The sequence below is a fragment of the Oceaniferula marina genome, from assembly GCF_013391475.1.
Taxonomy (GTDB): Bacteria; Verrucomicrobiota; Verrucomicrobiia; order Verrucomicrobiales; family Akkermansiaceae; genus Oceaniferula; species Oceaniferula marina.
In genome coordinates this window covers 19,012-28,829 of the sequence record NZ_JACBAZ010000014.1, presented here as the reverse complement: position 1 = coordinate 28,829, position 9,818 = coordinate 19,012, and the positions used below count along the sequence as shown (strand labels likewise).

9 protein-coding genes are annotated in these 9,818 nt (G+C 52.7%); 4 read left to right on the top strand and 5 right to left on the bottom strand.

Translation table 11 applies throughout. From position 1 onward, the window contains the following. A partial coding sequence (locus HW115_RS18180; protein WP_227021654.1) for a hypothetical protein occupies window positions 1-296 on the top strand: 296 nt, incomplete at its 5' end. 208 nt (window positions 297-504) lie between these two features. On the opposite strand, the gene HW115_RS18175 is transcribed toward HW115_RS18180, so the two are convergent. The 5 genes from HW115_RS18175 to HW115_RS18155 form a co-directional block, all read right to left on the bottom strand. Beyond that, entirely contained in the window at window positions 505-726 is a 222-nt protein-coding gene (locus tag HW115_RS18175; RefSeq protein ID WP_178934768.1) for a ferredoxin, read from the bottom strand. A gap of 5 nt (window positions 727-731) precedes the next feature. Next, the gene (locus tag HW115_RS18170) at window positions 732-1,985 is read right to left on the bottom strand and encodes a peptidase U32 family protein (RefSeq protein ID WP_178934766.1); all 1,254 of its coding nucleotides are present in this window, start codon (window positions 1,983-1,985) and stop codon (window positions 732-734) included. Window positions 1,986-2,150: 165 nt separating this feature from the next. Continuing rightward, the gene (locus HW115_RS18165; RefSeq protein WP_178934764.1) at window positions 2,151-2,771 is read right to left on the bottom strand and encodes a hypothetical protein; all 621 of its coding nucleotides are present in this window, start codon (window positions 2,769-2,771) and stop codon (window positions 2,151-2,153) included. Window positions 2,772-2,783: 12 nt separating this feature from the next. Next, complete coding sequence (locus tag HW115_RS18160) at window positions 2,784-4,307, bottom strand: phytoene desaturase family protein (protein ID WP_178934762.1); 1,524 nt, start codon at window positions 4,305-4,307, stop codon at window positions 2,784-2,786. A 185-nt stretch (window positions 4,308-4,492) separates the two neighbouring features. Continuing rightward, on the bottom strand, window positions 4,493-5,758 hold the full coding sequence (locus HW115_RS18155; protein WP_178934760.1) for an OmpA family protein: 1,266 nt from the start codon (window positions 5,756-5,758) through the stop codon (window positions 4,493-4,495). A 261-nt stretch (window positions 5,759-6,019) separates the two neighbouring features. Here HW115_RS18155 and HW115_RS18150 point away from each other — a divergent pair, with 261 nt between their 5' ends. The 3 genes from HW115_RS18150 to HW115_RS18140 are packed head-to-tail and all read left to right on the top strand — an operon-like array spanning window position 6,020 to window position 9,796. Further along, window positions 6,020-7,963 (top strand): hypothetical protein, encoded by a 1,944-nt coding sequence (locus HW115_RS18150; RefSeq protein ID WP_178934758.1) that lies wholly within the window; start codon window positions 6,020-6,022, stop codon window positions 7,961-7,963. A 23-nt stretch (window positions 7,964-7,986) separates the two neighbouring features. Next, a complete protein-coding gene (locus tag HW115_RS18145; protein ID WP_227021653.1) occupies window positions 7,987-8,565 on the top strand; it encodes a hypothetical protein in 579 nt (192 codons plus the stop codon). A 4-nt stretch (window positions 8,566-8,569) separates the two neighbouring features. After that, window positions 8,570-9,796: a permease gene (locus HW115_RS18140; protein ID WP_178934754.1), complete on the top strand. Its 1,227-nt coding sequence runs from the start codon at window positions 8,570-8,572 to the stop codon at window positions 9,794-9,796. Window positions 9,797-9,818: the final 22 nt, after the last annotated feature.

Here is a 9,818-nt window from a genome sequence, read left to right as displayed (position 1 = left end):
AAGGAAGTTCTAAAATTCGCAATTTACTCAATTGTAGGGCAAATAAAACTCATCTTCACATTCTGCTGACAGCACTGATGATCTATGCTCAGTTGATCGGAAAGTCCTATTGCTTCATGCTTGGGAAAAGTCAGAAGAAAGGCAGCGTCAGCATTGAAAAAGTGGCGCAGTGGCTGTCGCTGAGAGTTGTCGAGATGAGATCTATCGAGGCTCCACTCACCTATGCCATCAAAAATATGTTGCACGAAAAACGCCATAGAAAACCTTTAGCAGAAAGAGCTAAGTCCTTATTTTGACGCCAATGACCAAGTAGTAAAACAGACGGGACGATAGCCGAGATGAATGAGTTCTTAGGTAAGGCGCGACGAAGGAATGGTGCGGGCACCATGACTAAGGAGAAACAAAGCCAAAGGAGTCATTCATCCGGAACTCTCATGGATCACGCAGTGCTTTTCCAAATACCTCAACAACGATCAATCGTCTCGTCTGTTTTGCGGAGTGGTATTATTGGTCAACGTGGATGATGTTGACCGGGCATCCTTCTTCGGATTCCTGTAGCTCTTGAAGGTCTTCTTCGAACCCTTCAGCGGTTTGAAAAACTCCGTTTTGCTTGGAGTCAATCAGCTGGGCAATCCCGTCTTCGTCCATTTCGAAATACTGCGGAGCGGTGTCGGCACAGTGACGACACCCCACACATTCGGCGACTTTATGGCGGATTCGGATCATGGTGTTCAGGCTTCGACAACTTTGTAGACCTTGTCATTGAGGCGCGCCTTGGCATTGATTTTCAACGTCAGCGTTTGCCCTTTTTGTCCGTGTTCGGTTTCGAGCATTTCACCATTGTCCTGCATGGCGCGCAGGTCATTGACTTCACCCTCGATCACACCGGTGCTGTTGCCGATGACCAAAAACGACTCGCCACGGCTGAGTGGTGAGGCTGCGGCATCGATGACGACGACGCCGGCTTTCGGGTAGGCGTGGGAGACTTTGCCAACCAGGACTTTGCGGCGTTTGGATTTATTGCCGGCATCGGCGGCCCAGCCTTGATCCCGGCCGAGGTAGTAACCACTGGAAAGCCCGCGGTTGAAGACTCCTTCAAGCTCGGGGTAGAGCTGGTCGACCAGCTTCGGAGTGAAGGTTCCGTTGACCACGGCATCCACGGCTTTGCGGTAAGCTCGGATGACCGCTGCGACGTATTCGGGGCTGCGGCCCCGACCTTCGATTTTCAGGACCCGTACGCCGGATTCGAGGAATTGGTCCATGAAATCGATGGTGGCGATATCGTTTGGGCTCATGATGAAGTTGTTGTCGAGTTTGAGCTGCTTACCATCCTCGACGCTGGTCATGATGTATTCTTTGCGGCAGTTCTGTTCGCAGGCGCCTCGGTTGGCTGATGCGTTGGAGTTGAACAGACTCATGCCGCAGCGGCCGGAGACGGCAATGCAAAGAGCGCCATGGGCAAAGGCTTCGATTTCCATCGGGCGGCCATCCCGCCCCCGCAGATTCTGATCGTTGATTTTATCGTAAATCGAGCGGATCATCTTCAGATTGAGTTCGCGAGCGAGCACGACCCGATCACAGTAGGGGGCGTAAAAGCGGACGGATTCGAAATTGGAGAGGGAGAGTTGGGTGGAAAGGTGGACTTCAAGGTCCAGTTCATTGGCCATCTGGACGGCTGCCATGTCGGAGAGGATAACGCCATCGACTTTTTCAGCTTTGGCTGTTTCCAGCATTTTTTGACACAGCTTGAGATCGTGTTCGTAGAGCAGGGTGTTCAGGGTGAGGTAGCCTTTGACCTTGGCCGCGTGTAGCCGGCTCATGATTTCCTTGAGGTCGGGCACATTGAAGGAGCGCCGTGATCGGGCCCGCATATTGAGCTGGGCCAAGCCGAAATAAACGGCATCGGCACCATTGTCGATGGCTGCTTGCAGGGATGGAAAGCAGCCGGCGGGGGCCAGTAGTTCGATGGGTTCTTTGAATTCCATGGTCAGAGAAAAAGGGTGGTCGGTGAAGAGAATACAGGGTTTTTGGGCGTTTGCATGACGCCTTAGGGTGGTGATGCGCGTGCTCCGGTCGCGCCGCGACCCGAACCCATACCCTAGCTTGGCAAATTTGCCAACACTAGTTCGCAGGGTATGACGCCAGACGGTTTAGCGGGTAAGCTTGCCGTATTCCGAATCAGGAGCGAGTTTGTGGCAGGCCGCTTTGACTTTTGCCGCTTCCTCCCTATCTGCTTCCTTATAGGTCAGGTAGGCATAGTAGAGGATGGCCTGACGTTCATTGATGGCGAGATCGTTTTTCCGGTTGTTCGCTGCGGGGACCAATACGTTAAAATCTTTGATGGCTAGCGGGCGGCGGTTGAATTTTTTGGGCACCTTGTAGGATCCAATCGCCCGAACCATGCGCACCCGGTGGTCGTTTGGAGCTTTTTCAACGGCCTGATCCATCAGCTGTTGCCCTCGTTTGAGGAATCTCAGCTTGGAGGGGCCCCAGAAACTGGCTTTGGACCTCAGCGCGCAGGCGCTACCGAGATAAACCTGGGCGAGGTAATCTTTCGGGTCTTGTTTGAGTTGGGCCTCGAACTTGGCAATCTGGGCATCGATTTGCTTACTTTTTCCGCTGAGGCAAATGTCGTGCCATTGTTTGTAGCGTTGAGGCTTGGGTTCTGAAATGCTGGGGTCATCTCCCGTCTGGGATGTGGGCTCTTCCTTCGAGCAGGCAGGAGCGATAATCAGAGCGAGCAAACAGCAGAACGAGGTGAAGGATTTCATGATGGAGGAGGGTTAAAGTGCCGCTTTGTTGAGGATGTCAGAGGCGAAGTCGATACGGCGGCGTTGTTTGCCATAGGAATCGCAGATTAAGTTGGCCGAGATGCGGGCACTTTCATAGATGGTGGGCAGTCCGCTTCCCGGGTGGGTTCCTCCGCCAACGAGGTAGATGTTTTCAAACCCCTTCAGTTGGTTCTGCGGTCTGAGGTAGAGCATCTGGTCCATCGTGTGTGCCAGATTGAACGTGGCCCCGATAAAGATGTCCGCCTCTTGCCATCCTCGGGGAGTGATACAGCGTTCCTCTACGATGTGTTTCCGGAGGTCTTTCATGCCGGTTCGGGCGATGATGCGGTCCAGCACCTTGTCCCGGTAGGCTTGTTGATTTTCTTCCCATGGGTAGCCGTTGCGGGTGTTGATGGTGGGGACGAGGATGTAGAGTTGGGAGTGGCCGTCGGGTGCTACGGTGGGGTCGGTGACACTCGAGTTGCGGATATAAACCGACATGTCGTCGCTAACGACTTTTTCATTTTGAATATCACGTAGGTTTTGGTGGTAATCGTCAGCGAAAAGAACGTGGTGGTGGGGTTCATCCCGGTAGATGGTATCGAGTCCGAGATAGAGCATGTAGGTCGAGCAGGAGTACTTTTTCTTCAGTAGTGATTCCTTGCTCTCATTGTGTTTGCCAAAGATCGTGTTGCGGGCGTGGGCGTAGTCGGCATTGACGATGAGTTTGTCGCATGCCAGTGTTTCGCCATTTGTTAGGCTGACCGACGATGCTTGTTTTCCTGTGTAATGGATTTCCTTGACCTCACAGTTGAGTCTGAGTGTGCCTCCTTCTTCTTCAAAGGCTTTAGCCATCCCCATGGAAATGTTGGAGAGCCCCCCTTGGACGTGATAGATTCCATGGGCGTATTCAATGTAGGATAGAATGCTGAAGAGCGCCGGGCAATTCCAGGGAGACATCCCCAGGTATTTAGCTTGAAAGGTAAATGCCAGTTTGAGTCGTTCATCGGTGAAATACTCACTCAGGACATCCATCACGGATTTGGTGGTCGCGACATAGGGGAGGGCTTTGAGAAGGTGAGGTCGAAAGAAGCTGCTTAGTTTGTGATAGGGGCTGAGGAGGCAGGGGAAAATTGCACGCAATTTGTCTGCGTGGTCGTCCATGAACCGACGGTAATTTGCTGATTCTCCTGGAAATGCCCGTTCGATATTGCGGGTCATTGTGTCCTGATCGAAGCTGGTTTCCATGGAGGTGTCACCCCAACTCAGTGTGGTCATGGGGTCGAGTTTGACGAAGTCCATGTAGTCTTCTGGCTTTCTTCCGGTTTCAGCAAAAATTTCATCGAGGGTAAATTTTTGATGAAGAAAGGTCGGACCGGTATCAAAGGTGTAGTTTCCAGCTTGAATCGGAGCGTTTCTTCCTCCGACGACATGTGATTTCTCGAGGATGGTGACATCATACCCACGGTGAGCGAGTAACATACCGCTGCTTAGCCCTCCGGGGCCGGCTCCGATAATCAGGATTTTTTTCTTCATGGTGGATGGTAGCTATACAAAAAAGCTGTCATCTATCATTGCACTGATTTGATCTCTCTCAAGATCAAATTTGAAGGGATGACACGGAACAGGGGCGCTTGCCCACACCAAAAAAAATCACGGGATGAAATGAATCATCCCGTGATGTGAAAATGAGATCGGTAGATCGATGTCGAGCGTTGGGATCAGCGGTCGATTTCCCAGACTTCACAGATCTGGTTTTTCAAGGGGTTGGTTTTATCGAAGCGGTCCGTTTGGCCAAGATAGACGGCTTTGACTTCCTGTTGGGGTGTTTTCAGGAGGTTGGCAACGGATGCCGTAGTGGTGGCCCGGTTTTTCGATAGTTCGTAGTTCGATGCTTGGGTTCCGGTTTTCGAGGCGTATCCAACGACGAGGAAAAAGGCATCAGGCTTGGCTCGGGTGGCCGTGGCATTTTTGATCATTTTTTCTCGGTCGAAGGTGACCTCATAGGAACCAGTGGCAAAATCCTGGCGGTGAACGATGCGGGCATTGAGTTCGAGTTCGATTTTCTGGTATGCTTGATCGAGAGCTTGGCCGTGCAGGTTGTCCAATGTTTTGAGGCGGGCGTAGAGTTTCGCTGCGATGGCCGGAAGATCTTTTTCCGATTCAATGAAGAGTCGCGCTTGATCCAGCTTGGTCCGGAGCTGTTGGATTTCATATCGTTGGCGGTTGTAGATCGGGCGGATTCTGGCCATCTCGGCTGCCAGTTCATCGTATTTTGCTTGATCAACCGAACTCTCGGATTTGGCGAGTAGGGCATCGACTTGCTGGCCAAGTTTGATGTTGGCAGCTTGGCTTTCGTCGAGTTGGGCTCGGAGTTGCGCCAGAGTGTCGGCTGATGGTCGGGTTTGGGCTTCAGCGAGTTGCTGTTGGTAGGTGAGCAGTTGGTTTTGGGCGATTTGCAGGTCGTTGCGCAGGGTGACGAGGAGCGACTCGGCATTGGCATTTTTTTCGATCTGGGCCTGGAGTTTGTTGATTTCCGCGTATAGCCGCTGGGTGTTTTGATCGCGTGAAGTGATTTGGCTTTGTAGGTCGGCGAGGGCGTTTTCCTTGGCTTCGAGTTCACTTTGCCATTGCAGTGTGAGGGCTGCGAGGTCAGTGGCGTCACGGCGGAGTCGGCTGGCCATGGTTTTGGCTGCTGCCGAACCTTCAGGGAGTGGGGCGAGTCCTAGTTTGGTGCGTTCGGCATTGGCTTCGGCACGGAGCTGGGCGTTACGTTCTTCCAGCGTATTCAGATCCCGGGCGTCCCCAGTGGTTGGAAAGAGTTTGTTGTTCATCGACAGCATCAGCATGATGAAGAGGATAACCACAATGATCGCAATCAGAGCGGTGGTCAGGTTCATCGGCGATGATGATTTGACCGGAGCCGGTGCTTGTGTCGGGGCGGGTGTTTGAGGGCTGGGGGTTGGTGCGTTTTCGGGTGAAGCCATGGTGTGTCAGGGTGGGTTCGTGTAGGTGTTGCTTGAACGGTGTGGGCGGTATCCTTAGCGTTAAATCTATCGTAGTGCAAGGCCGCTGTTACAAAGATCCGTCAGCATGGGTGATGTTGTGTTTTTATACCTAGCGGGGGGACTTGGGAATGGGGTGCTTTGAGTGAATCCATGCTGGGTAAAAAATAGACGATGGATTAGTCATTGCTGTCCGTTGCTCTGAACGCTAAATGATCACCCATGAGACTTACAAAAGATGCTATGACTTGTCTTTTCGGGGCTTCGTTGCGGCGGAGCTGCCTTTCTTTTTTCCGCGCGTCGCTTTGCTCCACGCTATGCCTTCTCCCCTTGGCTGGAAGCGCTTCTGCCGAAACCGACTACTATGCTGAGTCGCCCTTTGGTTTGGACACTCGCTGGGCCAAGGACTCTGACAATGCCGCAACCGGCAAGTGGTGGGAGAAGGAAGGCTTGAGAAAGAAAGACCTTAAGGCTGCGAAATGGTTCCGGACCTTGCCCCGGGAAAAGGCAATGGCATTTGCCCTTTATACGCACCATGAGGGAGTCTTAAAGATGACGGGGCAATGTTTCCCATTGTTGCCGAAGGAACCCAAGTCGGTGGTTCTTGAACTCAAGCGGGATGGAAAGTGGCAGAAAGCGGATGAGCAGGCGGTGGTTTTCCCCGGATGGTCAGTGCATTTTCGTGTTGAGAACTGGGATGCAACCAAGGATGTGCCTTATCGCCTGAAACTAGGGGAGCTTTCCCAATTCGAGGGGCTGATTCGCAAAGACCCGGTGGACAAGGATGTCATTGTGGTTGGTTCCTTGAACTGTAATTCGCCCAACGATCAGGAGTTTGATACGCGGAAACAAATCGTGGCCAACCTGAAAAAGCAGAACCCGGATTTGTTGTTTTTTGCCGGGGATCAGAATTATGTGCATGACGAGGCGACCTTCGGCTGGTTGCAGTTTGGTGTGCAGTTTGCTGAGATCATGAAAGACCGACCTACGATTTGCATCCCCGATGACCACGATGTCGGGCATGGTAACCTGTGGGGGGCTGAAGGCAAACAAGCCAAAATCGGAGGGGCTTCGGATGGTGGCTATCTGCACCCGGCACCATTTGTGAATATGGTGCATCGTCAACAAACATCGCATTTGCCGGATGCTTACGACCCGACACCGGTGAAACAGGGAATCAGTGTGTATTATACCGATATGACGGTTGGTGGAGTGAATTTTGCCATTCTCGCAGACCGCCAATTTAAGACCGGGCCCCATGGGAACATTCCTAAAATGGGACCGCGCCCAGACCACATCAACGACCCGTCTTACAATAGGAAAGATGTCGATAAACCTGGCTTGAAACTGCTTGGAGACCGGCAGTTGAAGTTTCTCGATGCTTGGGCCCGTGATTGGAACGGAGCCGAGGTGAAAGCCGTGCTCTCCCAGACGGCATTTTGTGGAGCGGTTCATATGCATGGTAGTCGGGACCGCCGGTTGTTGGCGGATTTGGATTGCAATGGTTGGCCTCAGACTCCTCGCAACACGGCCTTGCGTGCCATTCGTCGCGCCCGGGCGACCCACCTCTGTGGTGACCAGCACCTTGCGGTGACCGTAAAGCACGGTATTGATTCGTTCCGCGATGGCCCGTTCGCTTTTACCGCACCTGCGATCGTTAATACGATTTACGGACGCTGGTGGCATCCCCTCGAAGAAAAAGCCGGAGGCGGGGAGAAAATCGATTCGCCTCATCCTTGGGTGGGGGATTACCTCGATGGCCTGGGGAACAAAATTACGATGATCTCCTACGCTAATCCGGAAAACCGGAAAGATCGTGCCATCCGTGGCGATGGATACGGTCTGGTGCGTTATGAAAAATCCACCGACAAGGTGACCTTTGAGTGCTGGCCCCGTTTTTGCGATATCAGCAAAGGCGATTCCGAGCAATATGCAGGGTGGCCGATTACGATTAACAATAGTCAAAATGACGGGCGCAAGCCGGTGGGATACTTGAAGGAAGTCGAACTTCCGGTGAAAGATGCCGTCGTGGAGTTGGTCAATGATGAAACCGGAGAGCTGATTTATTGCTATCGCGTCAAGGGAGACCGGTTCAAAGCTCCTGTGTTTAGTAAGCAAAAGCACACACTGCGCGCCGGAAAAGACCGTGCTGAAAAGGTGCTGCTTCAGGGTGTCGCTGCTCAATAAGTAGGCCCGAGGCTACCGTTGTGATGTCGAAACGAAAACCCATCGTGGTGATCCTCCTGATCGGGGTGGGGCTGCTGTGTTGGAACCTGGCGGAAATTCGCTCGGTTCTGACCGGTCCTGGTGACCAGCTTGGGCTTCCTGTCCCTGAAGATGTAGAGGTTCCTGAAATCGATTGGGCGTGGTTCAACGAGGTGGAAGTTGAGGTCGAAGAAGGGCATTGCCAATTGGTGAGTGTCCCCGAAGCTCTGGAGCAACTGGACGGGTGCGAAGTCGTGGTCTCCGGGCCATCCTTCGCCTGTGGCGAGCAGTTGATCGAGCGAAAGGACGGCTATACCATCACCGGCTTTGTGATGGTTCCCTATTTTGGAATGATTGACTGCTGTGTCGGGAATCCTATTCCCTATTTTCAATGGACGCTCGTGGTGAAGCAATTGCAAAAAAACTGGGAAATTGAACATAAGGGGGTGGTGGACCCGGATGTGGTGGTTCGGGGGACACTTCGGATTGAGAGATCCCGAACGGAGGAGGGGGTGTTCTTTCTCGAAAATGCGGAAGTGATTCGCTCCGCCGATGCGGATGCCATGGCTGAGTTGAATCAATAAGGAGATGGATTTTCTGATTTTATTCAAGATGCTGCTTGAAGCCGCCCCGTATATTGTGGCCGGCTTTTTGATGGCGGGTGCCATTCACCAGTGGGTGCCGCAGGATATGTTGATGAGGCATCTTGGTCGCGGTGGCAGTGCCCCGCTGTGCAAGGCTGTGGGGATCGGAGCCTTGCTTCCCATCTGCTCGTGCGGAACCATCCCTCTGGGGGTGGGGCTCTATCGTTGTGGTGCCGCTGCCGGTACCGTGCTGAGTTTTATGACCAGTAGCCCGGTTCTCTCTCCGGTTGTGGTCTTGATCGCTATCAAAATGTTAGGATTGAAGTTGGCGCTTACCTTGTTGGGGTCGGCATTGATTGGTTCTTATCTTATCGGGGGCGTGGGTAACAAGGTGTTGCCGGAAAATAAACAACAAGCGACTGATGATGGGAAGCAGTATGCGCGGGAGCAACAAACACAAAAGGGAGGTTCGATCCGGCAGTGGTTGCGATGGTCGTTTTTTGATTTGGGTGCTCATGTCAGTGTGGAATTGGTGATCGGTCTTGGTATTGCTACCTTGGCCTTGATGCTGTTGCCAACGGAGTTTGTTTCCACCTGGTTAGGTCAGCAGCAGTTTTCAGCTCTGGTGATTGTTATCCTGATGAGTATTCCGGTATACACCTGCAGTGTGCCAGGTGTGCCGATTGTCCACAGTCTATTGTTGATGGGCGCGACTCCCGGAGTGGCGGTGGCTTATATGATTGCCGGGCCATCCACCAACCTTGGAGAATTGAATGCCATTCGGAAGAGTATGGGGCTTAAGACCTCGGTTTACTATGCAAGCGCCTTGATCATCGTGGCCTTGTCTGCCGGGGTGATTACCGACCGGTGGATCTTTCCAGCGTATGAATATAAAGCCGCCTATGTTCAAGGAAAGCTTGTGGTTGAGCAGTGCTGTGTCCCGGTGATCTTCGAGGATAGTTCACGATTTGCCGTGGACTGGGCATCGGTCTCTCCGCTGCAGTGGATATCCGGCATTATTTTATTGGTGGTGATTGTGATTGGAGTGGTGCATGAACTCCGGGAGTTCTTTGTCAACCCGTGTCAGACATGCTTGTGGCGGGAGTTCCAGAAAAAGAACCGTTGCGCCGCCAAGTGCCACGTGAGGCGTAAACATGACCTCTTCAAACGATGCAAGCGCGTGCTGTTACGCTTGCTGGGTATGGGGAAAAAACCACGGGTCTCGTCATAGGGAGCCAGAAGTCCGAGGGGGA